Annotated in this window: 24 protein-coding genes and 2 pseudogenes; 11 read left to right on the forward strand and 15 right to left on the reverse strand. The window is 58.6% G+C overall.

The genetic code is table 11. The features are described 5' to 3' along the window. Positions 1-6 precede the first annotated feature (6 nt). Together ACIOU6_RS01325 and ACIOU6_RS01330 are read right to left on the reverse strand one after the other, a co-directional pair. Entirely contained in the window at positions 7-1,716 is a 1,710-nt protein-coding gene (locus tag ACIOU6_RS01325) for an EAL domain-containing protein (RefSeq protein ID WP_221732636.1), read from the reverse strand. An 86-nt stretch (positions 1,717-1,802) separates the two neighbouring features. After that, a complete protein-coding gene (locus tag ACIOU6_RS01330; protein ID WP_221732637.1) occupies positions 1,803-2,927 on the reverse strand; it encodes an HDOD domain-containing protein in 1,125 nt (374 codons plus the stop codon). A gap of 351 nt (positions 2,928-3,278) precedes the next feature. Between ACIOU6_RS01330 and ACIOU6_RS01335 the strand changes: the two genes are divergently transcribed. Next, on the forward strand, positions 3,279-3,842 hold the full coding sequence (locus tag ACIOU6_RS01335; protein ID WP_221732638.1) for a GNAT family N-acetyltransferase: 564 nt from the start codon (positions 3,279-3,281) through the stop codon (positions 3,840-3,842). 29 nt (positions 3,843-3,871) lie between these two features. Here ACIOU6_RS01335 and arsH read toward each other — a convergent pair whose 3' ends face one another. The 4 genes from arsH to ACIOU6_RS01355 all read right to left on the reverse strand — a co-directional run bounded on the left by arsH (position 3,872) and on the right by ACIOU6_RS01355 (position 6,423). Then, the gene (arsH, locus tag ACIOU6_RS01340; RefSeq protein WP_221732639.1) at positions 3,872-4,573 is read right to left on the reverse strand and encodes an arsenical resistance protein ArsH; all 702 of its coding nucleotides are present in this window, start codon (positions 4,571-4,573) and stop codon (positions 3,872-3,874) included. 12 nt (positions 4,574-4,585) lie between these two features. Beyond that, positions 4,586-5,056: an arsenate reductase ArsC gene (locus ACIOU6_RS01345; protein WP_221732640.1), complete on the reverse strand. Its 471-nt coding sequence runs from the start codon at positions 5,054-5,056 to the stop codon at positions 4,586-4,588. Between the two features lie 26 nt (positions 5,057-5,082). Beyond that, a complete protein-coding gene (locus ACIOU6_RS01350; protein ID WP_401133140.1) occupies positions 5,083-5,430 on the reverse strand; it encodes a metalloregulator ArsR/SmtB family transcription factor in 348 nt (115 codons plus the stop codon). 108 nt (positions 5,431-5,538) lie between these two features. Then, a complete protein-coding gene (locus tag ACIOU6_RS01355; protein ID WP_221732642.1) occupies positions 5,539-6,423 on the reverse strand; it encodes a LysR family transcriptional regulator in 885 nt (294 codons plus the stop codon). A gap of 133 nt (positions 6,424-6,556) precedes the next feature. Between ACIOU6_RS01355 and ACIOU6_RS01360 the strand changes: the two genes are divergently transcribed. Together ACIOU6_RS01360 and ACIOU6_RS01365 are read left to right on the forward strand one after the other, a co-directional pair. Then, positions 6,557-8,206 (forward strand): GMC family oxidoreductase, encoded by a 1,650-nt coding sequence (locus ACIOU6_RS01360; RefSeq protein ID WP_401133144.1) that lies wholly within the window; start codon positions 6,557-6,559, stop codon positions 8,204-8,206. 149 nt (positions 8,207-8,355) lie between these two features. After that, positions 8,356-9,978 (forward strand): MFS transporter, encoded by a 1,623-nt coding sequence (locus ACIOU6_RS01365; RefSeq protein ID WP_221732644.1) that lies wholly within the window; start codon positions 8,356-8,358, stop codon positions 9,976-9,978. 48 nt (positions 9,979-10,026) lie between these two features. On the opposite strand, the gene ACIOU6_RS01370 is transcribed toward ACIOU6_RS01365, so the two are convergent. Continuing rightward, positions 10,027-10,398, reverse strand: a complete 372-nt coding sequence (locus ACIOU6_RS01370) for a DUF427 domain-containing protein (protein ID WP_221732645.1) — start codon at positions 10,396-10,398, stop codon at positions 10,027-10,029. A gap of 190 nt (positions 10,399-10,588) precedes the next feature. Beyond that, positions 10,589-11,995: a serralysin family metalloprotease gene (locus ACIOU6_RS01375; protein ID WP_221732646.1), complete on the reverse strand. Its 1,407-nt coding sequence runs from the start codon at positions 11,993-11,995 to the stop codon at positions 10,589-10,591. 280 nt (positions 11,996-12,275) lie between these two features. Here ACIOU6_RS01375 and ACIOU6_RS01380 point away from each other — a divergent pair, with 280 nt between their 5' ends. The 4 genes from ACIOU6_RS01380 (at position 12,276) to ACIOU6_RS01395 (ending at position 15,615) form a co-directional block, all read left to right on the forward strand. Beyond that, on the forward strand, positions 12,276-14,222 hold the full coding sequence (locus ACIOU6_RS01380; RefSeq protein WP_401133148.1) for a DNA topoisomerase III: 1,947 nt from the start codon (positions 12,276-12,278) through the stop codon (positions 14,220-14,222). Positions 14,223-14,270: 48 nt separating this feature from the next. Next, complete coding sequence (locus ACIOU6_RS01385) at positions 14,271-14,774, forward strand: GNAT family N-acetyltransferase (protein ID WP_401133150.1); 504 nt, start codon at positions 14,271-14,273, stop codon at positions 14,772-14,774. A 45-nt stretch (positions 14,775-14,819) separates the two neighbouring features. Continuing rightward, entirely contained in the window at positions 14,820-15,110 is a 291-nt protein-coding gene (locus tag ACIOU6_RS01390; protein WP_401133152.1) for a hypothetical protein, read from the forward strand. 175 nt (positions 15,111-15,285) lie between these two features. Further along, complete coding sequence (locus ACIOU6_RS01395) at positions 15,286-15,615, forward strand: hypothetical protein (RefSeq protein WP_401133155.1); 330 nt, start codon at positions 15,286-15,288, stop codon at positions 15,613-15,615. Between the two features lie 70 nt (positions 15,616-15,685). Here the strand turns inward: ACIOU6_RS01395 and cynR are convergent, their stop codons facing one another. Next, positions 15,686-16,564 carry a transcriptional regulator CynR gene (gene cynR, locus ACIOU6_RS01400; protein ID WP_401133158.1) on the reverse strand — a complete coding sequence of 293 codons (879 nt, stop codon included), beginning with the start codon at positions 16,562-16,564 and terminating at the stop codon, positions 15,686-15,688. A gap of 122 nt (positions 16,565-16,686) precedes the next feature. Between cynR and cynS the strand changes: the two genes are divergently transcribed. Together cynS and ACIOU6_RS01410 are read left to right on the forward strand one after the other, a co-directional pair. Continuing rightward, positions 16,687-17,154, forward strand: coding sequence for a cyanase (gene cynS, locus ACIOU6_RS01405; protein ID WP_221732652.1), 468 nt, complete (start codon positions 16,687-16,689; stop codon positions 17,152-17,154). 60 nt (positions 17,155-17,214) lie between these two features. Then, positions 17,215-17,874 (forward strand): carbonic anhydrase, encoded by a 660-nt coding sequence (locus ACIOU6_RS01410; protein ID WP_401133161.1) that lies wholly within the window; start codon positions 17,215-17,217, stop codon positions 17,872-17,874. A 52-nt stretch (positions 17,875-17,926) separates the two neighbouring features. Here ACIOU6_RS01410 and ACIOU6_RS01415 read toward each other — a convergent pair whose 3' ends face one another. The 5 genes and pseudogenes from ACIOU6_RS01415 to ACIOU6_RS01435 form a co-directional block, all read right to left on the reverse strand. After that, positions 17,927-19,429: an aldehyde dehydrogenase family protein gene (locus ACIOU6_RS01415; protein ID WP_401133164.1), complete on the reverse strand. Its 1,503-nt coding sequence runs from the start codon at positions 19,427-19,429 to the stop codon at positions 17,927-17,929. 65 nt (positions 19,430-19,494) lie between these two features. After that, entirely contained in the window at positions 19,495-19,911 is a 417-nt protein-coding gene (locus ACIOU6_RS01420; protein ID WP_401133180.1) for a CZB domain-containing protein, read from the reverse strand. Positions 19,912-19,917: 6 nt separating this feature from the next. Beyond that, positions 19,918-20,568 (reverse strand): annotated as a pseudogene (locus ACIOU6_RS01425) (methyl-accepting chemotaxis protein); the annotation flags it as partial. Between the two features lie 102 nt (positions 20,569-20,670). After that, positions 20,671-21,579: a glutaminase B gene (glsB, locus tag ACIOU6_RS01430; RefSeq protein ID WP_221732656.1), complete on the reverse strand. Its 909-nt coding sequence runs from the start codon at positions 21,577-21,579 to the stop codon at positions 20,671-20,673. 160 nt (positions 21,580-21,739) lie between these two features. Further along, entirely contained in the window at positions 21,740-22,348 is a 609-nt protein-coding gene (locus ACIOU6_RS01435; RefSeq protein ID WP_221732657.1) for a tRNA-(ms[2]io[6]A)-hydroxylase, read from the reverse strand. A 158-nt stretch (positions 22,349-22,506) separates the two neighbouring features. Here ACIOU6_RS01435 and ACIOU6_RS01440 point away from each other — a divergent pair, with 158 nt between their 5' ends. Continuing rightward, positions 22,507-23,370, forward strand: a complete 864-nt coding sequence (locus tag ACIOU6_RS01440; RefSeq protein ID WP_401133167.1) for a universal stress protein — start codon at positions 22,507-22,509, stop codon at positions 23,368-23,370. Between the two features lie 144 nt (positions 23,371-23,514). Here ACIOU6_RS01440 and ACIOU6_RS01445 read toward each other — a convergent pair whose 3' ends face one another. Continuing rightward, positions 23,515-23,985, reverse strand: a complete 471-nt coding sequence (locus ACIOU6_RS01445; protein ID WP_221732659.1) for a DUF1289 domain-containing protein — start codon at positions 23,983-23,985, stop codon at positions 23,515-23,517. A gap of 410 nt (positions 23,986-24,395) precedes the next feature. On the opposite strand from ACIOU6_RS01445, the pseudogene ACIOU6_RS01450 reads away from it, so the two are divergent. Then, a pseudogene (locus ACIOU6_RS01450) lies at positions 24,396-25,725 on the forward strand (aconitate hydratase B); the annotation flags it as partial.

The following is a 25,725-nucleotide window of genomic DNA, read 5'->3' on the forward strand; positions in this document are numbered from 1 at the left end:
TGCAACTTAGCTCAGCGTGGGAACAGTAACCTCAAGCCCAGCGGATAAAAACGACTTTATTTGAGCAAAGTTGATCGGACGGCAATACAGATAACCTTGCATGATCTGACAACCTTGTTTTAGAAGCGCATCGGCCTGTTCCTGGGTTTCAACACCTTCGGCCACCAGTTCCAGACCTAGCGCCTGACCTAACTTGATGATTGCTTCGATGATGGCCGAATCGCTTTTATCGGTGAGCATGTCTCGCACAAAACTCTGATCTATTTTCAGAACATCGATTGGAAACCGTTTCAGGTAAGCCAGGCTTGAATAACCGGTGCCAAAATCGTCGATCGAAATACGCACGCCGAGCGTTTTGAGATGAAAGAGGGTTTCTCGCGCGCTATCAATGTCCTTCGCCAGTACACCCTCGGTGATCTCCAGTTCCAGATATCGCCCCTCCAATCCAGACTCAAGCAGGATGCCTTCGACCATGGTCAGAAAGGACGCCTCGCGAAATTGCACGACGGAGATATTCACGCTGATGGAGATGTCGTGACCCAGCTCACGAAGTGTCCTGGTGTCCTTGCAAGCCTGGAGCAAAACGTACTTGCCAATAGGGATGATCAGCCCGGTTTCTTCTGCCAGTGGAATGAAATCAGCAGGAGAAACCAGCCCCCCTTCAGGATTGCGCCAGCGGATCAGCGCCTCCATGCCAATGATGCGGTTATGCCGGGCATCAACCTTCGCCTGGTAAAAAACCTCAAAAACGCCTTCTTCCAAAGCGTTGCGCATGTGGCGTTCAAGCAGGTGCCTGGCGCGCATGCTGCTCTCGATATGCGAGGAAAAAAAACAGTAGCGATTACGGCCTGAGAGCTTCGCCTGGTACATGGCCGCATCAGCATGCCGGTGCAGCGATTCCATGTCGTCGCTGTCTTCAGGGAAGACGCTGATACCGATGCTCGCTGAAAGGTCGTAACGGTTACCTTGAATTGAAAAAGGACTGGAGAGGGTCGCGAGCAACCTTTGCGCGAAGTCCCCCATGGCATCGAACCCGACCACCTCAGGCAGGAGCAGGATGAACTCGTCTCCCCCTTGCCGGCTGACAGTGTCCTCCATGCGCAGGGAACCCGATATTCGCGCTGCAACCTCCCGCAGCACCAGATCACCGACCGAGTGGCCCATCGAATCGTTGATGACCTTGAAGTTGTCCAGATCAATCACGAGCATCGCCACACGACCCTGCCTGCGACGAGCCTTTTGCAAGGCCTGCTCGGTGCGATCCTGCAACAGAATCCGGTTGGGCAGGCCCGTCAGAGCATCGTGATTGGCGAGCCTCTTGGCCTCAACGCGCAAGGCGATGTGAGCTTTGATATGGGCTCTGGCAACCGGAATATTCAACGGTTTTTGAATGAAGTCCACACCGCCGCACTCCATAGCCAGTAATTCAGCGTTTGTTTGCGTATGAGCGCTGACAAAAATGACCGCGACGCTAAACAGTTCCGGGTCAGACTTGAGTATCCGACACACCTCGAAACCGTTCATGCCGGGCATTTCGATGTCGAGCAAGACCACATCGGGCCTGAACTGACGAGCCATCTCGAGGGCTTCCCGACCACTTTGGGCCGTATGGACCTCAGCCAGGTCAGACACGGCACTGCTCAGTGTTCTCAAGGCGGTGATCTGGTCATCAACGATCAGGAGGACCGGTTTGAGACTAAACGGCTTATTGCGCATTCCGTTGCTCCTCGCAAATTCCTTGCATTGAATACCCGACAACCCTGAGTCAACGCCCTGCTCCACCCTCGCACTACCCGACACGCTCAGGCCAGACCGGCCAACCGCTGAAGCCTTTCAACGTCTGCTTCTGGTTCGCCATTGCTCATGGCGGCGGCCAAACGCATCACGATCTGCGCACGACGCACTTGCAGGGTCGGCAAGACATAAATAGCACCAATCAGCTCACGCAGAACCATCGGCAGCCCCCAGCTTGCTTTCAATCGAACGGCAAAAGGCGCTGCAAAATCGCGGACAGCGTGCGAGAGCGCCTCTTCGCTAACGCTATTGCCCAGGTTCTCCCATTTCTGGGTCTGGTAATACACACAGAGTTCGCCCATGCGATGCAACAGGGCGGCCGTTTGCATCGGCGCAGGATCAAGCGCGCACTGCTGGGCCAGAAGCACAACCCGTTCAGCCAAACGCTCGGAATCATCCAGGAGAGCCTGAACCCCGGGCATGAGCATCGCGCCGGGTTGCGTTGCGATCTGTCGCAACGCCTGGCTGATCGCCAGATTAACGCTGGTCAACCCGCCTAACCGGGTGAGTGCCGCTTTCAGGTTCGTGCACGGCTGGCCCTGGCCGAGATACGCGGCGCTGTTGGCGGCAGCGATCAGATGGGCGCACAAGGCCGGGTCATACTGCCAATCATTGGCGAGTTCGCGCAGATCCAGTACCGCGCCGCCATAGCCAAGCTGAAGCTTTTCCTTTACCGAGGCGAGTAAAGGCAAGTCCAGTTCGTCCGCAGTCAAACTAGCGAGATAGATGGGTAAGTCTTCAGTATTGATAGTGGGGGGGCGCAGCGGGTCATCAGGCGGAAGCAGTGCCTCCAAGCGTTGGACAAGGCGTGAAACCTGAAAGGGCTTGGTAAAAAATGCGCTGATCCTCAGCGATTTCACCGCCAGCACGCTGTCCCGATCGGCGCGCCCGGTGATGATGATCAGCGGCATGTCGTGATCTTTTTGGCGAATGCTGTGCAGCAGGTCAACGCCAGGCGCATCCGGCAGATTCCAGTCCGCGATGACCAGTTGATAGGCACCTGGCTGCCAGGCAGCCAACGCGCTAGCGACGTCGATATAGCAATCGACCTGTGCCGCCGGGCGAAGACTCAACACCAGTTGTTTTAAAAGATCTGAAATCCAAGGGTCATCATCCAGAATCATCACTCGCATTCGGTAATCCTCACCGGATCGACGGCCTGTTTTACGACGTGTAACAGACTCTCAACCATCCGCAGCAATAGTAGTCGTTGAGCGTAGATCGTGGGATCCGGTCGTTTTCAACGCAAGACGTGGTGGCTCACTGTGGCGCTAATCTGCAACTCAATTGACCTGCGCGAGTTTTTCACAAACAACAAAGTCCGGCTGCATCCTCCGGTTGGCCTGACAGGGTTGGAAGTCGAGCGACGGGGTACGTTTAGCGTCGGTTTGATTCAGATCAGACGCCAAGGTCTTTAACAGTGTAGAAAGGAATGAGCGCAGTACAACCGCGCGTTGCTCTTTCCCTCGCTGGAGGTTCATATCATGCTCACTGTCAAAGACCACAATGACCGGGCGACGGCCGCTTACGCCGCGCACACCGGTGAATACTGGATCGAATCGCTCAAGGACGGCCGACATGTATTGATCCGCCCTCTGGCAGACAACGACCGCGAGCGCGAGTACACGTTTATCCAGCGCTTGTCCCCCGAGTCCCGCCACATGCGTTTTCTGGCGCAGATCAGCGAGCCGGGCACGGCGCTGCTCGATCAGTTGATGGACATCGATCAAAAGCAACGCGCCGCTTTCATTGCGCTGGTTCACGAAAACGGCGAATTGATCGAAATCGGTGTCAGCCGCTACGCCGCCACGGGCGAGCAGGAAGGTGAATGCGCCGTGACTGTCGCCGATGAGTGGGCGCATCTGGGCCTGGGCACCTTACTGATGGAGCATCTGATCAAAGCCGCCGGCAAAAACGGTTTCACGCACCTGTACTCGGTGGACTCGGCCAGCAACACGGCCATGCGCGACCTGGCCAGAGCCTTGGGTTTTGAAACCCATACTGATCCTGACGATAGCCGCCAAGTCATCCATCGCCTGCATTTGTAGCGCCACGTCGCGCACTTGCAACCAGGGCGTCAGATCGAACGCTGGTTGACCCGAGCCATCAGTTGCTCGGCCGACTCCTTGCGCTCTGAATAGCGATCGACCAAATAGGCCTGACTGTCGCGCAGCAGCACGGTGAACTTCACCAATTCTTCCATCACATCGACGACGCGATCATAGAACGGCGAGGGTTTCATCCTCCCCGCCTCGTCGAATTCCATGAACGCCTTGGGAATCGAGGATTGATTGGGGATGGTGAACATGCGCATCCAGCGACCCAACACGCGCAACTGATTGACCACATTGAACGACTGCGAACCGCCGCAGACCTGCATCACCGCCAACGTTTTGCCCTGAGTGGGACGAACGGCGCCGAGCGCCAGGGGGATCCAGTCGATTTGCGCCTTGAACACTGCCGACATCGCGCCGTGGCGCTCCGGCGAGCACCAGACCTGACCTTCCGACCACAGCACCAGATCGCGCAGTTCCTGCACTTTGGGGTGCTCGACGGGGACATCGTCGGGCAGGGGCAGCTCTGAGGGATTGAAAATGCGCGTCTCGGCGCCAAAGTGCTCGAGCAGGCGCGCGGCCTCTTCGACCAACAGACGGCTGAAGGAGCGCTCGCGGGTCGATCCGTAAAGCAACAAAATCCTTGGCTTGTGCGTGCTTGGCGGCTTCGGATGCTGCTCGCTTTCGAACAGGCTCAGGTCAAGATTGGGCAGTTGTTCAGACATGGGGGATCCTGCTTAAAGGGTGCCGATCCGATCCAGCTCGCGCTTGAGTTCATCGCGGTTGAGTCGGTCAAAGGGAAGGTCGAGAAAGGCTTGGCAACGCCGTTCGATGCGCCCCAACGTCGAGCGAAACGCCGCCTCGACCGTCGCGTCATCGCCGGCCACGTCGGAGGGATCTTCAAGACCCCAATGAGCTTTCAGCGCCGGGCCGAAATACACCGGGCAGCTTTCGCCGGCGGCCTTATCGCAAACGGTAATGACGATGTCTGGAAGGTTGTCTTCGAACGCGTCGTTGCCCTTGCTGTACAAGCCATCGATGCTGATGCCGGCCTGCTGCAAGGTCGACAAACTGCGGGGCAGCACCTGGCCTTTGGGGAAGCTGCCGGAACTCACCGCCTCGTGTGCCGCCGGGGCCAAGTGGTTGAACATCGCTTCAGACAAAATGCTGCGGCAACTGTTGGCCGTGCACATGAACAGGACTCGCATGGAGTGCTCCTAAAAAGTGTGGGGATTCAGCAACACGCGCTATCGCGCACGGGACGTCCTTCCATGTTGCGCAGGCGGGCGGCGTTGCCCTTGAGCCAATCGGCGTTGGCCTTTGCAGTCACTTGCAGGATGTCGTGGACCCACTCGGGCAGATCCGGGTTGAGCCGGTAATAGACCCATTGGCCCTGACGGCGATCGAGCAACAGCCCGTTACTGCGCAGTTGCGCGAGGTGGCGGCTGATTTTCGGCTGGCTGTCGTCGAGAGCGCACATCAGCTCGCAGACGCACAGTTCGCCTTGGTCGGCGATCAACAACGTGGCGCGCACGCGGGTCTCGTCGGCTAGGCTTTTGAAGAGTTCAGGGGGGGTGATCATCTGGACGCACCATACATACGGAAAACCGAATATACGGATATCCATATATTAATCAACCTCGAATCCAAACACATCGAAGACCCCTGTGGGAGATGGGTGTTAGCTGGGTTAACCGCGTAATAGCCCCTGCTCGGCTTCACACAGCCCCACCACATAGTCCCAAACCACCCGCAGCCTCACCGATTTGTGCAACTCACGCCGCGTGCTGATCCAGTAACTGCGCTCGATGCTTTCATCGGGCAACAACGCGATCAGATCCGGATCGGCGGCGGCCATGTAGCACGGCAACACGGCAATCCCCAATCCCGAGCGCGCCGCCTCCTGCTGCGCGATGACGCTGGTGCTGTGAAACACCACCCGAGGGCTGCGACAGAAACTGTTGAGAAACATCAGTTCCTGACTGAACAACAAATCATCGACATAACCAATCCACGCGTGCCGCCCAAGATCTTCGCGACTGCGCAACGGCGGCGCATTGTCGAGATAGCGCTGGCTGGCATAGAGCGCAAGGCGGTAATCGGTGAGTTTGCGCGTGACCAGCATGTCGGCCGACGGGCGCTCCAGGTGAATGCTGATTTCCGCTTCACGATTGAGGATGCTAACGAAGCGCGGCACAGCCACCAGTTCCACTTCCAGCCCCGGGTAGCGTTCGAACAGGCCGATCATGCGGCTGGCGAGGAATTTGATGCCCAGGCCTTCGGTGACGCCGACGCGGATCTTGCCCAGCGGCGCCGTGGACTGGGTGATTTCTTCCTGGGCCAGCAGCGCGACGTTTTCCATGGCTTCGGCGTGTTTGAGCAGCGCCTCCCCCGCCGGGGTCATTTCGTAACCTTGGGCGTGCTGGACGAACAGCGCGGTGCCGAGGCTTTTTTCGATGGCTTCGATGTGGCGGGCAACGGTGGCATGGGTCGTGTTCAGCCGGCGGGCGGCGGTGAGCAGCCGGCCGCTGCGTTGCAACTCAAGAAAAAACCGCAGGTCGTTCCAGTCGAACATGGGGTGTCCTTGTCAGCGATCGTCATTCAAGGCTGTTTAAAAACGCACAGCGGCTGCGCAAAAATTAACATTCTTTTAACGAAAGCTAACAACTAGAGTGTCCGACAATAAAAACAAAAAGCGAGGTCAGGGAATGCAGACTTCCCTCTATGAATACGACTACATCGTGGTCGGCGCCGGCCCTGCCGGGTGTTTGCTGGCCAATCGACTGTCGGCTGATCCACAGCAGCGCGTGCTGTTGCTCGAAGCCGGCGGGCGCGACAACTATGCGTGGATTCACATTCCTGTGGGTTACCTCTTCTGCATCGGCAACCCGCGCACCGACTGGTGCTTCAAAACCGAAGAACAACCGGGCCTCAACGGTCGCGCACTGAGCTATCCGCGCGGCAAGGTACTGGGCGGCTGTTCTTCCATCAACGGCATGATCTACATGCGCGGCCAGGCCAACGACTACGATGGCTGGGCGGCCGAAGGCAATCCAGGTTGGACCTGGAACGATGTGCTGCCGCTGTTCAAACAAAGCGAAAACCACTTTGCCGGCGCGGCTGAGTTTCACGGCAACAAGGGCGAATGGCGAGTTGAGCAACAGCGGCTGTCATGGCCGATTCTGGATGCATTTCGCAGCGCTGCCAAACAAAGCGGTATTGCCAGCATCGATGACTTCAATCAGGGCGACAACGAGGGTTGCGGTTACTTTCAGGTCAACCAGAAGGCCGGCGTGCGCTGGAACGCGGCCAAAGCCTTTCTCAAACCGCTGCGCAATCGCGTGAATCTGACGGTGCTGACCGGGGTTGAGGTCGATCGGGTATTGCTCAAGGACGGTCGCGCGACGGCAGTCAGTGCGCGTCACGAGGGTCAGGTCAAATGCTTCAAGGCGCGCAAGGAAATCGTGCTGTGTGCAGGCGCCGTTGGGTCGCCGAATATTCTCCAGCGTTCAGGCATCGGTCCGCGTGGGTTGTTGGAGCGACTGGGGATCGGCGTGCTACATGAACTGCCCGGGGTGGGCGGCAATCTGCAGGATCACCTGCAATTGCGCCTGATCTACAAACTGGAAAACGCCCGTACCCTGAACCAGATCGCTGGCAGCGTGTGGGGCAAGATGGGCATGGGCCTGCGTTATCTGTATGACCGCAGCGGGCCATTGTCGATGGCGCCGAGTCAGTTGGGCGCCTTTGCGCGGTCAGGGCCGGAACAGACGTCAGCCAACCTTCAATATCACGTACAGCCGTTGTCGCTGGAGCGCTTTGGCGAACCGTTGCACAGTTTCCCGGCGTTCACCGCTTCGGTGTGCGACCTGCGCCCGCAGAGCCGTGGCCGCATCGACATTCGCTCCGCCAACCCACAAGACGCCCCGCTGATTCAGCCCAATTACCTGAGTCATCCTGAAGACCTGCGCGTGGCGGCGAATGCGATTCGCTTGACCCGACGTATCGTCAGCGCCCCTGCCCTGCAAGCGTATAAACCGGTCGAGTATCTGCCGGGCAACAGCCTGCAGAGCGAAGAACAGTTGCACGAAGCAGCGGCAAAAATCGGCACGACGATTTTCCATCCGGTCGGCACCTGTCGAATGGGCAATGACGGCGATGCGGTGGTCGATGCGCAGTTGCGCGTGCATGGTGTGCCGGGTTTGCGCATTGCCGACGCCTCGATCATGCCGCGCATCACCTCGGGCAACACCTGTTCGCCGACGCTGATGATTGCCGAGAAGGCTGCACAACTGATCCTCAAACCAACACTAAACACCCACCCTGTGGGAGCGGGCTTGCCCGCGATGACGGTATGACATTCAACATTGAAGTTGGCTGAAGCACCGCTATCGCGAGCAAGCCCGCTCCCACAAGGAGATTGGCGTTTGATTCATGGGCATCGCGCATCACCCGGACACGCAACACCAGTGGAACAACAAAAACAATCACTGTGAGGGATACCGATATGTCAGAACACGTTCAGCCGCTGGACGCCGCGAGCGGCACCAGCACCAGCAATGCCACGCAGAAAGTCATCTTCGCTTCGTCCCTGGGGACGGTGTTCGAATGGTATGACTTCTTCCTCTACGGCGCCCTCGCGGCGGTGATCAGCAAGCAGTTTTTTGCCGGAGTCAATGACACTACGGCGTTCATCTTTGCGCTAATGGCATTTGCGGCGGGGTTTGTCGTACGGCCGTTCGGGGCGCTGGTGTTCGGTCGGTTGGGTGACATGATCGGGCGCAAGTACACGTTTCTGGCGACCATCATCCTGATGGGTATCGCCACCTTCTGCGTTGGCTTGCTGCCTACCTACGCCAGCATCGGTATCGCCGCACCGATCATTCTGGTGTTGTTGCGCATGCTTCAAGGCCTGGCGCTCGGCGGTGAATACGGCGGCGCTGCAACGTATGTCGCAGAACACGCGCCCATCGGCAAACGCGGTTTCCACACCAGCTGGATTCAGTCCACCGCGACCCTCGGTTTGCTGCTATCACTGCTGGTGGTACTCGGTTGCCGCTACTTCACGGGCGATCAGTTCGAAGTCTGGGGCTGGCGGATTCCGTTCCTGCTGTCGGTTGTGCTGCTGGGCATCTCCACCTGGATTCGCCTGAGCCTGCACGAATCGCCGGCCTATCTGAAAATGAAAGAGGAAGGCAAAACCTCGAAGGCGCCTATCCGCGAATCCTTCGGCAAATGGGAAAACCTCAAAGTCGTACTGATTGCCCTGTTCAGCATCAATGCCGGACAAGCCGTGACGTTCTACGCGGCGCAATTTTACGTGCTGTTCTTCCTCACGCAGTTCCTGAAGATGGACCCGGCAGTGGCCAACACGCTGCTGATCATCAGCGTGGTGATCGGTGCGCCGTTCTTCATTATTTTCGGCTGGCTGTCGGACAAGGTCGGGCGCAAACCAGTGCTGATGCTCGGCCTGTTACTGGCCACAGTGCTGTACTTCCCGATCTTCAAATCCCTGGCCCACTACGCCAACCCGGCGATTGATCAGGCCAGTCGTCAGGCACCGATCACCGTACTGGCCGACCCTGCGACCTGCACCTTCCAGTTCGATCCGGTGGGCAAGGCCAAATTCGACAGCCCGTGCGACAAGGTCAAAACCTTCCTGGTCAAACAAGGCCTGCCCTACTCCAGCGCCGCCGCACCGACCGGCAGCGGCGTGCAGGTGAGCATCGGCGACGTGAAAATCGACGGCTACGACGAAGCAGCCCTGCGTGGTGCCGTGACATTGGCCGGGTATCCGCAACAGGCCGACCTGCAGCAAATCAACAAACCGATGATCGTCGCCCTGATCGTCGCTCTGATCATCATCTCGGCCATGTGCTACGGGCCGCTGGCCGCGCTGATGGTCGAACTGTTCCCGACCCGCATCCGCTACACCTCGATGTCCCTGCCGTACCACATTGGCAATGGCTGGTTTGGCGGTTTCCTACCGACCGTGTCGTTTGCGCTGGTGGTGTACACCGGAGACATTTTTTATGGGCTGTGGTATCCGGTGTTGATTACCGGGGTCAGCCTGGTGGTGGGGATGATCTGTTTGCGTGAGACGAAGAATATCGATCTCGACAAGAACTGAAATAAAACGGTGGCGAGGGATTTAATCCCCTCGCCACCGTTACTTGATTCAGGCATCCGCCGCCTTGATCACCTCAAACTTCACCAGATTCGGATAAAACGCCACATAGTCGCGGATCGATGCCACCGACACTTTCGGATTCTCATAACTCCACACCGCATTCGCCTCCTCATGCCCCGGTACTTGCAGGCTGAAATAACTGGCGTCGCCCTTGTACGGGCAATAACTGGTGTGATCGGTGCGAGCGAAGTATTTCTCGTCGATGTCTTCACGAGGGACGTAATAGACCGGCGCGTAGTTGGCTTCGTTGAGGACCAGCACATGGGAAGAGGCGGCGACCTGGATCCCGTGGAATTTCACCACCAGGCAACCGGGGAGTTCTTCGAGGGTGATGACGGGGTTGAGGCCGGTGGTTTTCATCGGGTTTTCTCCTGGTCATGAAAATGACTGTGGCGAGGGAGCTTGCTCCCGCTGGGATGCGCTGCAGCCCCAAATCCGGAAATCGCGGTGTATCAGGTATAACGCGATTTCCGAGTTTGCGACGGCTTCGCCGCCGAGCGGGAGCGAACTGCCTCGCCACAAGATTCAGGTTGGCCCTGTTTATCTCAGATCAAGCAACAATGTCACTCGCCACCGCCTGCCCTACCACACCCACCGCAAAGTCAACCTGCCCCTGCCCAGTCAGGTCGACCAGCAGCCCGGTCTGACCGTGCTGCGCGTAGTAAGTCAGAATCGCATCGCCCGCATGACCAGTGAAACTGCTGACGAAATTCAGCGACGCCGCACCCGTGGCAAACGCGGTAATGCCCGACAGATCTATCTTGTCCAGGCCGCTTTGGAAATCCATGATCCAGTCCGGCTGGTTATTGGTCGAGTCGCTGGCTGCGCCAAACACGAAGGTATCCGCACCCTCACCGCCCCACAGCACATCTGCGCCGCCACCGCCGTAGAGGATGTCGTTGCCGGCCCCGCCAAACAGGTTATTGACCGCCCCGTTGCCGATCAGCAAGTCATTGCCCGATCCGCCCAGGGCGTTTTCCATGGTCACGCCATAGGCGATGGAGACGTTGCCGACCAGACCGCCGACGTCGGAGAACGAACCTTCGTTGAGGTTGATCTTCTGGTTCTGGGTGAAACCGGAGAAGTTCAGCCAGTCATTACCACCACCGTCCCACACCGAAAACACCACTTTGGACGACGCCGAAGTCGCGCTGTAATAATCGCGGTCAGTGTTGGAATTGAAGCCGTACCACGTGTCCTCGGCGCGGGTCTCGTAGTTGGCACCGTAGAGTTTCTGCACGGCAACAATATCGTCCAATAACGGTGCCGAGGCGTAAGCCCCGCTGCCGTCCTTGCTGAAGTTCTGGTCGGTATTGGCCTCACTCCAGTAGCTCATCAGACTGTAACCACGAGTGTCTTCGGCGTACTTGGCGTCGGCGTAAGTGGGGCTGCCGTTGCCGGCGTTGTAGGCGCCGGGGTGCGAAAGGCCGAGGGTGTGACCGATCTCATGCGTCAGGGTCTGGCGCCCGTAGTTGTTGGTGTCCGGGGTCTTGTTGACCTGGTATTGATCGTTGATCAAGTACCAAGATTGGCCATCATAGCTGCCGCCGCTCGGCAAATACGCGAACGCTGCGCCGCCGGTGCTGACGTCGTAATTGCCGAACGTCATGTGACCGTCGCCGCCCTTGCCCTCGGTGAAAGTGACGTTGGCGACGTCGGCCCAGGATTGCATGGCCAGCACCGCTTGAGCTTTTTGCTGGGCGCTGAATTCGCTGAAGTTGCCGAGTTTAGGGTTGTAGTTGGCCGGTTTGTCGGTCAGAAAGCTGTAGCTGAGGGAAATCTTGCCGTCGGCGTTTTTATCGCCCCACGACAGGCCCTTGCGCAGGATTTCGTCGGCGGCCTGATCGGCAGTGAACGAGGGTTTGCCGTTGACCAGCCCGACACCACGGTCATACAGGTGGCTGAACGTGTCCACGGCGGAGTAGGCGCTGCTGGTCTGGGAAGATGCTTGAGACATGGTTTACGTCCTTGTTGCAAAAGAGTCAGTGTCCGACAGACCACGACGATCTCCTGGCGAGACCGTCCTGTCGCTCGCGTTTTTCTTAAAGGCGCGAAAAACCTGACACAGACACCCAAGCGACGCTAATCAATTTCTCGATAGCGCCGGAGTGTCCGGTCAATCACCGTCACGTTCGGCAATCCTTTTTATCTGTATATCCATACAGATAAAAGTTGCCCCTGACGCTAACTCCGGCCATTCTGTGCGCCTGTTCGGACATTGATCGACGATGGTGGATATGCGGCTGTACCTCTGTGAAAAACCTTCCCAGGCCAAAGACATTGCGGCCGTACTCGGCGCAAAGCGCCGGGGCGACGGCTGCTGGCTGGGAACAGACGTCACGGTAACCTGGTGCATCGGCCACTTGCTGGAAACGGCACCGCCGGATGCCTACGACGCCCGCTACAAGCGCTGGGTGCTGGCCGATCTGCCGATCATCCCGGACAAGTGGAAAATGACCGTCAAGCCACGCACCGCCAGCCAGTACAAAGCCGTGAAACGCCTGCTCGGCGAGGCCAGCGAGCTAATCATCGCCACCGACGCCGACCGTGAGGGCGAGATGATCGCCCGGGAACTGGTCGAGCATTGCCGCTATCGCGGGCCGATCCGGCGATTGTGGCTGTCAGCGCTGGATGAGGCATCGATCCGCAAGGCTTTGGCCGCGCTGAAACCGGGGGCCGAAACGTTCAGCCTGTATCACTCGGCGCTGGGTCGCTCGCGGGCAGACTGGCTGATAGGCATGAACATGAGTCGCCTGTTCACCCTGCTAGGCCGTCAGTCGGGCTATCAAGGTGTGTTGCCGGTCGGTCGAGTCCAGACGCCGACATTGCGGCTGGTGGTGGATCGTGATCGCAGCATCGCCGATTTCGTGCCGGTACCGTTTTGGGCGATCGATGTGCAACTGCTGCACAACGGCACACCGTTTACCGCGCAATGGCGCGCCCCGTCGGATGTTTGTGACGATCAGGATCGCTGCCTGAACCTGGCACTGGCGCAGCAAGCTGCCGCCGCGATCAGCAGCGCCGCCAGTGCACGGGTGGTGAAGTTGCGAACCGAGCGTATACGCGAAGTGGCGCCCCTGCCCTTCGACCTCGGCACCTTGCAGGAAGTCTGCTCGAAGAAGCTCGGCCTCGGCGCGCAGGAAACCCTCGACATCGCCCAGGCGCTGTACGAAACCTACAAGGTCATCACCTACCCGCGCAGCGATTGCGGGTTTCTGCCGCTGAGCCAGCACAGTGAGGCGCCGGGGATTCTCGCAGCGTTGCGTCAGGCTGACCCAAGCCTTGAAGCGCTGCGGGGCTTTCTTGAGCCTCAGCGAAAATCCCGAGCGTGGAACGACGCCAAGGTCAGCGCGCACCACGGCATCATTCCCACTGCAGCGGCGAAAAATCTTGAGCGCCTGAGCGGCAAACACCGGGCGGTCTACACGCTAATCCGCGCACGTTATCTGGCGCAGTTCCTGCCCAATCATGAATACGATCGAACCCAGGCCGATTTCGATTGCGGCGGTGAAGCGTTGCGCGCCGTCGGCAAACAGATCATCGAACCGGGCTGGAAACGCGCTTTACCCGAAGCACTCGCACCGGCCAAAGGGCGCGAAGCACCCGCACCGCAAACCTTGCCGGCACTGACCCAAGGCGTCGAGTGCGCTGTGGTGGAGGTGAAGTTCAAAGACTTGTGGACACAACCACCCAAGCCCTACACCGAAGGTGACCTGATCAAGGCGATGAAGAACGTCGCCAAACTGGTGGAAGATCCACTGCTCAAGCAGAAACTCAAGGACACCACCGGCATTGGCACTGAAGCCACCCGTGCGTCGATCATTCAGGGACTGCTGGATCGCGGTTATCTGGTGAAAAACGGCAAGGCGCTGGCCGCCACACCCGCCGCATTCAGCCTGATCGACGCCGTGCCCCGCGCCATTGCCGACCCTGGCACCACGGCGATTTGGGAGCAGGCGCTGGACATGGTGCAGAGCGGAGAGATGAGCCTGGAAGAGTTCGTCACCAAGCAGGCGGCATGGATGAGCAAGCAAGTGACACGCTGCTCCCATTTGAACCTGACCATCAGCGGTCCACCGCCTGCTGGCAAAGCTGCCACACCCTGGAAGAAAAAACGCAAATCGACCCGAAGCAACACCGCCGTGGCGACCAAACGAAAGGCAAAACCGGCAGTTAAAAAGTGAAACGCGCTACTGTTTCCGAGAGGTCCATCACTTTCAGGAACCCCAAGCATGCCCACCCTAGAACTGCACCCCGCCCAGCGCGATGAACTCGAAACCCTCGAAAACCTGATGCAGTTCTACATGTACGACTTCAGCCAATGGCTGCCGTTGAAACTTGCTGCACATGGCTTCTTCCCTATCCAATCGAAAGCCGAATACTGGCGCCACCCGGCAACCCAACCGTTCCTGATACGAGTCGACGACGAACTCGCCGGCTTCGTGACCGTTGATAGCGAAACGCATATCGACGGTGCGGAGCACAACATCGGCTACTTTTTCCTCGCCCGGCGCTTTCGTGGCCAAGGCGTCGCGCAGTTTGTCGTCTCTGCCCTCTTGAGCCGGATCCCCGGTCAATGGCAAATTTTCCATATCGACGCCAACCTGCCGGCACAGCGCTTCTGGGCCAAGCTGATCCCGGAATTGACCGGCGGCGCTTTCACCTTGTACCAGCGTGAAATGGACGGTTACCCGTGCACGTTCTACGCCCTGCACTCAGCTTTTTCCGTTGCCTGAACGGATTCTTTCTCATTCCAAAACCGCTTTGTCCGACAATATGTAGTGACCAAAAATAATCACTACAAAACCGTTGACGGCATCGTTTTGCTTTTGCATGATGAAGACGTTCCCCGATCGGGAACATTTGGTAACACGCTTGAGCAAACTCGTCTGACCGCCGAGTTGTTTTTTCCGGATACACGCTGCCCACAAGGCAGATTGAAGAAGCTGACCTGGCCTGAACGTCCAGTACAAGGACGAGAAGCGCTGGCGAAAATTCTCAAGACGCTTGTGGTCGACCCTGAAAACGTCGGCAAGGAGCCTCCCGGTTTTCGCTGCTTCTCTTCGTTGTGACGCTATTGCGTAGCAGTTATTCAACACGACTACATGCAACAGATGCACGACCCCGTACATCAAACGGGCGAGCGCTGACGTCCTGGTTTCGGTGCCAGGGATCAACTAACCGATGGGCTACCTGTATTAGCGAATCAACTTTGAAAGATCACCAAACTGGTCAAGGGGCAACATCATGAATCTGAACAATCAACCTAATATCGAAGAACTGGCTCGTATGTTCGCTGCGCAGAAAGACAGCCACGACAGCCATATTCTGTGGATCAGCAAGTCGGGGCAGGTGCATATCGACTGCCTGTCGCCCCACGCTGGCGAAGAAGAGTTCGAGCAGAACAACCAGAACCTGTTGGCCCGCCTGAAGATGTACCGTCGCGGCCACGGCTATGTCGGCAAAAAAGCGGCAGCCGATAAGGACTTCATCGGTAATGTTCTGCAAACGCTGAAACAGGCGTGGGACTCGATGCAGAACAAGAACGAAGTTCGGGTGATTGATCGGTTCTGCTGATTGACTGCTTCAACACTATAAAGGGCCTGCTTCTTTAAGAAGCAGGCCCTTTTTTATTGAGTGCTTACAATCAGAGCGAGAGATCCAGGACTAGATTCATAAATGCCACCGCCGCCGCACTGTGATAGTTATTGCGCCGCCGCAACAACGCGGCGCCACGCTGCGGCGCTTCGCACTCGACCCGCAGACGGCGCAATGCCCGATCCTCAGTCGCAATCGCCTCCGGCAACATCGTCGCCATCGGCGAATGCCGCACTACCTCCAGCAACGTACTTACCGAATTCACCTCAATGCGCACCTGCGGCGTGATTCCGTGCTGACGAAAATACTCATCGACCGACAAGCGCGTGATGAAGTCCGACGCCAGCAAGGCGAAATCCAGCTGCGCGATATCCTCAGGCGTCAGCACTGAATCACTTTCATACAACGGATGCTCGCGCCCGACCATGACACCCAGGGTCTCGGTAAACGCCGGAATGCACTCGATGTCCGGGCTGCGTACGGGGGTGAACGCAATCGCAATGTCCAGCGAGTCATCCGCCAGACCCGCCTCGATGCCGTCCATCGACAACTCGAAGATTTCCAGATGAATCCCCGGATATCGCGCCGCGTAGTCGCGTACCAGCGGCCCGACCAGATACGCCATAAACGTTGGCGTCATCGCCAGGCGCAACGTACCGCGGCTCAGGTCCTTCACGTCATGCAGTGCGCGCTTGCCCGCCTCCAACTCCACCAGCACCCGACGTGCACATTCAATGTATGCCTCGCCGGCATCGGTGGCTTTGACCGTACGTGAAGTTCGATCAAACAGGCTCACCCCCAGTGTTTCTTCCAGTTGGCGAATCTGTTGCGACAAGGTTGGCTGCGACACATGCAGCGCCTCGGCCGCGCGAGTGAAGCCGCCGTGATCGGCAACGGCCAGCAGGTAACGCAAATGTCGCAGCAGCATGTGGGAGCACCATCTATAGGCAAGGCTTATGCGAATCATTGTATATCGGTCTTGGACGCTATGGATGAATCGGCAGAAGATCAATCCCACACAGCAAGCCAACCCCTGAAAGGAGTGACACCATGCAACAGTCCCACGCCTACAACGACGCCAGCCTGGCCCTGACCACCCGCATTCTGGACATCAAGGCACGCAAGAATCTGTCGTGGCAGGATCTCGCCGACGGCACCGGCCTCAGCCTGGCGTACGTCACCGCCGCCTTGCTCGGCCAACATCCGCTGTCGGCAAACGCCGCCCAAGTGGTGGGCGACAAGCTTGAACTGGACGCCGACGCTGTCGCGGCCCTGCAAATCATCCCGCTGCGTGGCAGCCTTAGCGGCGTGCCGACCGACCCAACCATCTATCGCTTCCATGAAATGATCCAGATCTACGGCACCACCCTCAAAGCACTGGTTCACGAGCAGTTCGGCGACGGCATCATCAGCGCAATCAACTTCAAACTCGACATCAAGAAAGTCGAAGACCCGGAAGGCGGCTCTCGCGCCGTGGTCACCCTCGACGGCAAGTTCCTGCCCCTGCGTCCGTTCTGATGTGCCCGGCCCGCACTTTGCGTGCGGGCCATCCGATCTCCCTTCAACGAGGACATGCACATGAAAGCCCTGATCGACGGTTTCCTGAAATTCCAGAACGAAGCCTTTCCGCAACGCACCGAACTGTTCAAACACCTGGCAACCACCCAGCAGCCCGGCACATTGTTTATCACCTGTTCCGACAGCCGCGTGGTGCCGGAACTGCTGACCCAGCAAGAACCCGGCGAACTGTTCGTGATCCGCAACGCCGGCAATATCGTGCCGTCCTACAGTCCGCATCCGGGCGGGGTTTCGGCGACAGTGGAATATGCGGTCGCGGTGCTTGGCGTGACCGACATTGTCATCTGCGGCCATTCCGATTGCGGCGCGATGACGGCGATTGCGAAATGCAAATGCATGGATCACCTGCCTGCCGTCAGCGGCTGGCTGCAACATGCCGAGTCGGCAAAAGTGGTGAATGAAGCGCGGCCGCATGCCAATGACGCGGCAAAATTGAGTTCGATGGTGCGCGAAAACGTGATCGCGCAACTGGCGAATATCCAGACACATCCGAGCGTGCGCCTGGCACAGGAGAAAGGCCTGCTGAATCTGCATGGTTGGGTGTATGACATCGAGACCGGCTCGATCGATGCGCTGTCCTCGGACCGCCGTACCTTTGTGCCGCTGGCCGAGCAACCGGCAACTTGCGCCGTTCAGGCAAACACCAGCGCAGCAGCCTGAATCACATTGCGCCCCTATGGCGAGGGAGCCTGCTCCCCCGCCACAGCTTCTTTCAGCGCTTCACACCGAGATCAATCTGGGTCATACGGCTGCGAACGGTAAACACACCATCGCCCGAAAGAATCGCACTGCGCGCGAACAACCGCCCGCTCTCCCAGTTCGAAAGTCCCAGCTCCGGCTTGTTCAGCGCGTACTGCCCATCAACCCAGCGGGTAATGCCATTACCCACGAACGGTGCGTTGACCGCGTTATAAAACCGCTCCTGAACCTGCGCATCCTCGCTGATCAGCGACACGGTAAATTGCGGGCTGTAACGATTGAACAGCGCAATCGCCTGATCCAGATCGTCAACGATCATCAGACTGACTTCCGGGGTTTCTTCCCACTCCCACTCACGACCCAACTCCAACTCTGCCAACGGTTCGGCCAGTGCTTCGCTCTGATAGCCCTCGGCGCGATAGACCTCGACCGTCGTGCCTTGCCATTCAGCAGGCAGACAACGTTCGCTGCCCTCGACGATGTGCAATTTGCAGCCCTGGCCGCGTGCGGTACCGGCCTGTTGCAGCGCGTCGAGGAACAGCGGCACCAGTTCATCGGCGCGTTCGCGCTGAATCAGGCAGACATTCAGGGTGTTGCAGACCTTGCGATCCAGCGAGTTGCGCACCACCGCCGCAAAGCGTTTGGCGTCAGCCTCACGATCGGCGATCAACCACGCACCACCGGTGCCATGCAGACTGACCGCCGTTCCCGCCTGCTGGGCAATGCTGCCCAATTGACTGACTGCACGTCCTGACCCGCGAGCCACCGCCAACGACAGACGCCGATCAGCAAACATCGCCCAACCGGCGGCGTGATTGACACTCTCCACCAGCGACACCGCGCCCACGGGCAGACCGGCCGCAGCCAGCGCCGGGTTCAACGCGTGAGCGACAATGGCCTGCGCCGTGCCTAACGCATCGCTGCCAATGCGCAGTACCGCCGTGTTACCGGTGCGCAAGACACCCGCCGCATCGGCAAATACATTCGGACGACCCTCGAAGACAAATGCAACGATGCCCAGCGGCGAGATCACTTGCTCGACCTTCCAGCCATCGTGCTCGACGCTGCTGATGACTTTGCCGCGCGTCGGTGCGGCATCACGCCAGGCGCGCAGGCCGGCAATCATGTCGCGGCGCATGCGCTCATCAGCGAGTAACCGCGTGGTGGAACGCCCACGCACCTTGGCCCGTTCAATATCGGCGAGGTTGGCGGCCTCGATCTGCACCCAGCAATCGGGGGTTTCCAGGCGCTGCGCGAACAGATCGAAAAACTGACTGATCGCCTCATCTGACACCGCCGATAACGCGGTAAATGCCGCTGCCGCACGCTCAATCGCCACGGCGGCCGCGTGTTGATCGGCCACCGGAATCAGCAACAACTCGCCACTCACCTGCTCCACCAGCAGGTGGTCACCGGGCTGAAAGCGCGCGGCCAGTTCGGGGCTGACCACGGTGACGCGGTTACCAGCGAAAGGGATCGGCGTGCCAGCGACTAGACGTTCGAGCGCAAGAGACATGAAGCGGATTCACCATGCAGAGAGCGGGCGAAAAATGTATAGCAAAAGTCTTTGAGCGTCACGCCTCAAGCCAGAGATTGCAGGCGCGCGTGCACCAGTCCTTTGACATTACGCATCACGGCGGCGTTGGCCTCCTCCATCTGGCCGACCTGCTTGAGTGCTTCTTCCAGTTCGCCACGAGCGTGCGCCTCTAACGCAGCCTGGCCGCTGCTGTGCACCAGTCGATGAGGCAATTCCATACGCCGGAAGTCGGCGTCACGTTGCTGACCCTGATTCTGTTCGCCGTAATACCACTGGCCGAACAAGCATTCGGTTTCATCCGGCAGGGACAATGGCGCGTGAGGCTTGGGGTTGAGCAATCGGTCGTAGACCGTGACTTTCAGGGTCAGCTCTTGCAGGTTGGCCAGTTCGATATCGGATAAGAGGTGCGATTGGTCGATTTCGCGCTGCATTTGCTGCGCCTGGCCGTACATACCGGCCATGGCTTCTTCGGTCTTGTCGATGATCGCTGCGAACGCACCGGAGACCTGGCTCTGCTGCGAAATAGACTGCTTCGCCTGATCGATTTCGTGCTGGATGGCCGAGGTTTCCTTAACGATTTCCCGAGTGGCCTCAGCGGTTTTTTCTGCCAGCAAACGCACCTCACTCGCCACGACCGCAAAACCGCGCCCCGTCTCCCCTGCGCGGGCCGCCTCAATGGCGGCGTTGAGCGCCAGGAGATTGGTCTTGCGCGCGATGTCACTGATCAGATCGACGATGCGGTCGATTTCACTAGCGCGGCTGACCAAGTGAGTAATCACGCCTTCGAGTGCTTCCAGGCCCGCGGCCATGACCCGCGATTGCTCCTGCAAATGAGCGACTTGCGCGCGGTTGTCGATGGCCGAACTGGCGACGGCTTCGGCGCGTTGATGGTTCAGTTTGAGGCGCTGGTTGAGCATCGAGAACGATTCGCTGACCGGCGCCAACGAGTTGCCGCACGTCAACAAGTGCTGCGCCAGGCCCTGGAAAAAATCGCGATCGCGCCGTTCGGCCGTGTGGGCCGCCAGCAGCGCTTCATCAATCGGCACGGGGGCCGGTTCCACTACGACCGTGGAAGCCCCGCTGTCCGCGAGCGTTTTTTTGCGCCATGTGAAATTCATCGCCAAATCCCCCGACGCCAGCGCGCCAAAAACGCGGGACGATACGAATGAACCTGGCCGGATCAAACCTCCAATTGTGCGAAATATCGGGAGACCACGCGGTCAGAACACCGACCAACCAATCCGCGAACTGAGCATCTCCAGCGCCGCCATGCCCGCCAGCGAATTACCGGCAGCATTCAATTCCGGCGACCACACGCAAACCGTGAACTGCCCCGGCACCACCGCGACAATCCCGCCGCCGACGCCGCTCTTGCCCGGCAGGCCGACGCGGTAGGCGAAGTTGCCCGCCTCGTCATACAAACCGCTGGTGGCCATGATCGAGTTAACCTGCTGGGTCTGGCGTCGCGTCAGAATCTGTTCGCCGCTGTGCTTGCAGTAGCCGTCATTGGCCAGAAAGCAAAAGGCCCGGGCCAGATCGATGCAGTTCATGCGCAGCGCGCAATGGCTGAAGTAGCTGCGCAACACGGCTTCAACATCGTTGTGGAAGTTGCCGAACGATTGCATCAGGTACGCCATTGCCGCGTTGCGTGCGCGGTGCTGGTATTCAGAGTCGGCGACTTTGCCGTCGATCATGATCTGCGGATTGCCCGACAGACGCCGGACGAAGTCACGCATCGACAAGGTCGGTGCGGCAAAGCGCGACTGGTTGATGTCGCAGATCACCAGTGCGCCGGCATTGATGAACGGATTGCGCGGGCGACCGCGCTCGAATTCCAGCTGCACCAACGAGTTGAACGGCTGACCGGACGGCTCATGGCCCAGACGCTCCCAGATCGCCTCACCGGAATGTTCAATGGCCTGCACCAGACTGAACACCTTGGAAATACTCTGCACCGAGAACAGCGTCTCGGCGTCGCCGGCGCAATACATCTCGCCGTCGTTACCGTATACAGCGATGCCCAACTGGTTGGGCGCCACGGTGCCGAGGGCAGGAATGTAGTCAGCCACTTTGCCCTGCCCGATCAGGGGCCGGACAGCATCAAGGATCTCGTTCAACAGCGCTTGCATGCCGGGTTCCGAAGTCTCGCCCCGTGGGATTGCGGGGACACTGAGGCTAGACGCTGGCGGCATGCGTCGAATCACACCGGCAGGCATCATGCAGAATATTCTTGGTTCAATCGCCCCCCTAGCAATCGGAGAGCCCCCGAAGGCTGCGACAGTTTGAGCTTCAGGCTACTGCCGGCACACCGCTGTGGAAACGAAATTCCACGTCCGGCGATTCGATCAGTTCCTGTTCGGCCGCACGCACCTTATCGATCACCTGAGCCACATCCCTGGCGTCACCATACTGATAAGCCAGTTTCAGATACCCCTGAAAATGCCGAGCCTCGCTTTTCAACAGACCGAAGTAAAACTTGCCGAGTTCTTCGTCCAAATGCGGCACCAGTGCTTCGAACCGCTCACAACTGCGCGCTTCGATGAACGCGCCAACCACCAGCGTATCCACCAGTTTCACCGGTTCATGGCTGCGCACCACTTTGCGCAGACCCGAGGCGTAACGGCCGGCATGCAGTTGGCGCAATTCGATCTTGCGGCGTTTCATCAGACGCATGACTTGTTCGTGGTGCACCAGTTCTTCCCGGGCCAGACGCGACATCATGTTGATCAGGTCGACGTGGGAGTGATACTTGGCAATCAGGCTCAGCGCGGTGCTGGCAGCCTTGAACTCGCAGTTCTTGTGGTCGATCAGCAGGGTTTCCTGATCGGCCAGTGCGGCCTGAACCCAGGCATCGGGTGTGCGGCAGCCAAGGAATTCGTGGATTTCGGGAAGGATCATGGGGCTCACGGTCAAGGTGTTCGAGCGAAGGGCGCCGATTATACCGGCCTGTCCGAAGACCACCAGCGGCTGGCGTTGATATGCATCAAGTCGCAGGTGTTGGCGCAACAACTATAGTTGTGCAACGCCGTGCCCTTTATTCGCTGGAGACTCCGCTCATGCAAGCCATTCGCAGCATTCTGGTGGTCATCGAACCCGAACATTCGGAGAGCCTGGCGCTCAAGCGCGCCAAGTTGATCGCGGGTGTGACCCAGGCCCATCTGCACCTGCTGGTGTGCGACAAGAAGCACGACCACGCCGGTATGCTCGGCGTGCTCAAAGCCGCGCTGCTGGCGGACGGCTACAGTGTCACCACCGAACAGGCCTGGAGCGAGAGCCTGCACGAAACCATCACCGACGTGCAGCAGGCCGAGGGTTGCGGACTGGTGATCAAACAGCACTTCCCTGACAGCTCGTTGAAAAAAGCCCTGCTGACCCCGGCGGACTGGAAGTTGTTGCGCCACTGCCCTACTCCGGTGCTGCTGGTAAAAACCTCTACGCCCTGGAAAGACAGAGTTATTCTGGCGGCGGTCGATGTGGGCAATGCCGACGGTGAACACCGCCATCTGCATACCACGATCATCGATCATGGCTTTGACATTGCCAGCCTGGCCAAAGGGCATCTGCATGTGATCAGCGCCCATCCGTCGCCGATGCTGTCGGCGGCCGACCCGACCTTCCAGCTCAAATCAACGATCGAGGCGAAGTATCGCGAGCAATGCCGGGCGTTCCAAGCGGAGTTCGATGTCGATGACGAGCATCTGCACATCGAGGAAGGCCCGGCGGATGTGTTGATTCCGTTCATAGCGCACAAACTGCAAGCAGCAGTGACCGTAATCGGCACCGTGGCGCGCACTGGGTTGTCAGGTGCGTTGATCGGCAATACGGCGGAAGTGGTGCTCGATACGCTGGAAAGCGATGTGTTGGTGCTCAAGCCGCAGGAGGTTGAGGATCATTTGCTGGAATTGGCGGTGAAGCATTAAGTTTTGCGGCGTCAGACAGGGCCTCTTCGCGAGCAAGCCCGCGCCCACAGTTTGAAATGCATTCCTCTTTGGGAGTGGTCTTGTTTCCAAGTATTGAAATGCATTCCCCTGTGGGAGCGGGCTTGCTCGCGAAGCTTTTGACCTTCAGGCGCCAAAGGCGTCTTTGAGAAAGCCCGGTGCGATGTAGCGCTGATAGTGCGCTTCCGATAGCAGGAAGAATTCCCGATCAATGGCATCGCGCAATTCCGGCAGGTTCCAGTCGCGAAACTCCGGCAACAGCACCATCCCGTAGGCTTCCAGATTAATGATCACCCGCGCCCCTCGGGCAATCAGCTGATACGCCCAGCAATACTCGGACTGATGGGGCACAAAGCGGATCTTGCGCTGCTCCAGTTGCTGACGCAGACGCGCCGAATCAAAGATCTCGACCTTGGCCGCCATCACTTGTGACAGCAATTGCTCCAGTCGCAGCCATACCGCACGTTTCTCCTCCTCGTTGTAACCATTCCAGTTGATCACTTCGTGATGGAAACGCTTGCAGCCACGGCACACCAGATCACCGTAAACAGTGGAGCAGAGGCCGACGCAGGGGGTCTTGATGGTCTGATTGGGCATAAGGTTGGCAAAGGCACTGAAACGCGGAACAGGTCGGCATGTTAGCCCTTTGTCTAACATTGATCACCCCTCAAACTTGAGGGCCTAACTTACCTTTAATTTTTTTTTGCCGTAGAATCAGCCAGCCTTTTAAGGCGCCAATGTCCGTTAGAAGCTGTTTTCAAAGCGTCACGAGCACAGTCGTTCCTTCAGAGCGGTGTTGGCGAAGGGTTTTTCCAGCGGGGAAAAGCTCAACGCCAACCCTCATCAGCTCCCCGTTCTGCAGGCGTAAAACTTTGAAAGCAGCTTCTGTAAGGAATAGCCGGTAATTCTGGCCAAGCGACCCACAACGTCGCGAGGTGCATGAGTACGGCCATTTCGGGATGAGCGTCCCGGACACCCATTTGGGACCACTGATGAGGGTAATAACTGTGCTTGAAGCCTACCGCAAACATATCGAAGAGCGTGCAGCCCTGGGTATCGTTCCCCAGCCGCTTAACGCCGAACAAACAGCAGGCCTGGTCGAGCTGCTGAAGAACCCTCCGGCTGGCGAAGAAGAATTTCTCGTTGACCTGATCACCAATCGCATTCCACCCGGCGTGGACGAAGCGGCTTACGTTAAAGCCGGCTTCCTGTCTGCACTGGCCAAGGGCGAAGTTTCCTCCCCTCTGCTGGACAAAAAACGCGCTGTAGAACTGCTCGGCACCATGCAGGGCGGCTACAACATCGTGACCCTGGTTGACCTGCTGGACGACGCCGAACTGGCGCCAGTCGCTGCCGCGCAACTCAAGCACACCCTGCTGATGTTCGATGCGTTCCACGACGTGGCCGAAAAAGCCAAGAACGGCAACGCTCACGCCCAAGCCGTGCTGCAATCCTGGGCTGACGGCGAGTGGTTCAAGAACCGCCCGACCCTGGCCGACAAGATCAGCCTGCGCGTGTTCAAGGTCACCGGCGAAACCAACACCGACGACCTGTCCCCTGCGCCTGATGCCTGGTCGCGTCCAGACATCCCGCTGCACGCCCTGGCCATGCTGAAAATGGCTCGCGACGGCATCGTTCCTGATCAGCAGGGCGCCATCGGCCCGATGAAGCAGATCGAAGAAATGCGCGGTCAAGGCTTCCCGATCGCCTACGTCGGTGACGTGGTCGGTACTGGTTCTTCGCGTAAATCGGCCACCAACTCGGTGCTGTGGTTCTTCGGTGACGACGTTCCTTACGTGCCGAACAAGCGCGCTGGCGGTTTCTGCTTCGGCAGCAAAATCGCTCCGATCTTCTACAACACCATGGAAGATGCCGGCGCACTGCCAATCGAGTTCGACGTTTCCAACATGAACATGGGCGACGTGATCGACCTGTACCCGCATGCTGGCAAAGTCTGCAAACACGGCACCGACGAAGTCCTGACCACCTTCGAAATGAAGACTCCGGTGCTGTTGGACGAAGTCCGCGCTGGTGGCCGTATCCCGCTGATCATCGGCCGTGGCCTGACCGAGAAGGCTCGCGCCGAACTGGGTCTGCCGCCGTTCGACCTGTTCAAGAAGCCAGACGCGCCCATTGAAAGCACCAAGGGTTTCACCCTGGCGCAGAAAATGGTCGGCAAGGCTTGCGGTCTGGCAGAAGGCAAAGGCGTTCGTCCTGGCACCTACTGCGAACCGAAGATGACCACCGTAGGGTCTCAGGACACCACCGGTCCGATGACCCGCGACGAGCTCAAGGACCTGGCCTGCCTGGGCTTCTCGGCCGATCTGGTGATGCAGT

This window comes from Pseudomonas sp. NPDC087615 (genome assembly GCF_044743445.1).
Taxonomy (GTDB): Bacteria; Pseudomonadota; Gammaproteobacteria; order Pseudomonadales; family Pseudomonadaceae; genus Aquipseudomonas; species Aquipseudomonas baetica_A.

What these genes read in the sequence shown, in the direction of transcription:
- arsH (WP_221732639.1), bottom strand. Translation starts at nt 4,573, where the DNA reads ATGTCTGAACAACTGCCCAATCTTGACCTGAGCCTGTTCGAAAGCGAG.
- ACIOU6_RS01335 (WP_221732638.1), top strand. Translation starts at nt 3,279, where the DNA reads ATGCTCACTGTCAAAGACCACAATGACCGGGCGACGGCCGCTTACGCC.
- ACIOU6_RS01420 (WP_401133180.1), bottom strand. Translation starts at nt 19,911, where the DNA reads ATGGCCGGTATGTACGGCCAGGCGCAGCAAATGCAGCGCGAAATCGAC.
- ACIOU6_RS01410 (WP_401133161.1), top strand. Translation starts at nt 17,215, where the DNA reads ATGAAAGCCCTGATCGACGGTTTCCTGAAATTCCAGAACGAAGCCTTT.
- glsB (WP_221732656.1), bottom strand. Translation starts at nt 21,579, where the DNA reads ATGCAAGCGCTGTTGAACGAGATCCTTGATGCTGTCCGGCCCCTGATC.
- ACIOU6_RS01360 (WP_401133144.1), top strand. Translation starts at nt 6,557, where the DNA reads ATGCAGACTTCCCTCTATGAATACGACTACATCGTGGTCGGCGCCGGC.
- ACIOU6_RS01330 (WP_221732637.1), bottom strand. Translation starts at nt 2,927, where the DNA reads ATGCGAGTGATGATTCTGGATGATGACCCTTGGATTTCAGATCTTTTA.
- ACIOU6_RS01385 (WP_401133150.1), top strand. Translation starts at nt 14,271, where the DNA reads ATGCCCACCCTAGAACTGCACCCCGCCCAGCGCGATGAACTCGAAACC.
- ACIOU6_RS01325 (WP_221732636.1), bottom strand. Translation starts at nt 1,716, where the DNA reads ATGCGCAATAAGCCGTTTAGTCTCAAACCGGTCCTCCTGATCGTTGAT.
- ACIOU6_RS01415 (WP_401133164.1), bottom strand. Translation starts at nt 19,429, where the DNA reads ATGTCTCTTGCGCTCGAACGTCTAGTCGCTGGCACGCCGATCCCTTTC.
- ACIOU6_RS01395 (WP_401133155.1), top strand. Translation starts at nt 15,286, where the DNA reads ATGAATCTGAACAATCAACCTAATATCGAAGAACTGGCTCGTATGTTC.
- ACIOU6_RS01365 (WP_221732644.1), top strand. Translation starts at nt 8,356, where the DNA reads ATGTCAGAACACGTTCAGCCGCTGGACGCCGCGAGCGGCACCAGCACC.
- ACIOU6_RS01375 (WP_221732646.1), bottom strand. Translation starts at nt 11,995, where the DNA reads ATGTCTCAAGCATCTTCCCAGACCAGCAGCGCCTACTCCGCCGTGGAC.
- ACIOU6_RS01355 (WP_221732642.1), bottom strand. Translation starts at nt 6,423, where the DNA reads ATGTTCGACTGGAACGACCTGCGGTTTTTTCTTGAGTTGCAACGCAGC.
- ACIOU6_RS01380 (WP_401133148.1), top strand. Translation starts at nt 12,276, where the DNA reads ATGCGGCTGTACCTCTGTGAAAAACCTTCCCAGGCCAAAGACATTGCG.
- cynS (WP_221732652.1), top strand. Translation starts at nt 16,687, where the DNA reads ATGCAACAGTCCCACGCCTACAACGACGCCAGCCTGGCCCTGACCACC.
- ACIOU6_RS01345 (WP_221732640.1), bottom strand. Translation starts at nt 5,056, where the DNA reads ATGCGAGTCCTGTTCATGTGCACGGCCAACAGTTGCCGCAGCATTTTG.
- cynR (WP_401133158.1), bottom strand. Translation starts at nt 16,564, where the DNA reads ATGCTGCTGCGACATTTGCGTTACCTGCTGGCCGTTGCCGATCACGGC.
- ACIOU6_RS01440 (WP_401133167.1), top strand. Translation starts at nt 22,507, where the DNA reads ATGCAAGCCATTCGCAGCATTCTGGTGGTCATCGAACCCGAACATTCG.
- ACIOU6_RS01350 (WP_401133140.1), bottom strand. Translation starts at nt 5,430, where the DNA reads ATGATCACCCCCCCTGAACTCTTCAAAAGCCTAGCCGACGAGACCCGC.
- ACIOU6_RS01370 (WP_221732645.1), bottom strand. Translation starts at nt 10,398, where the DNA reads ATGAAAACCACCGGCCTCAACCCCGTCATCACCCTCGAAGAACTCCCC.
- ACIOU6_RS01435 (WP_221732657.1), bottom strand. Translation starts at nt 22,348, where the DNA reads ATGATCCTTCCCGAAATCCACGAATTCCTTGGCTGCCGCACACCCGAT.
- ACIOU6_RS01445 (WP_221732659.1), bottom strand. Translation starts at nt 23,985, where the DNA reads ATGCCCAATCAGACCATCAAGACCCCCTGCGTCGGCCTCTGCTCCACT.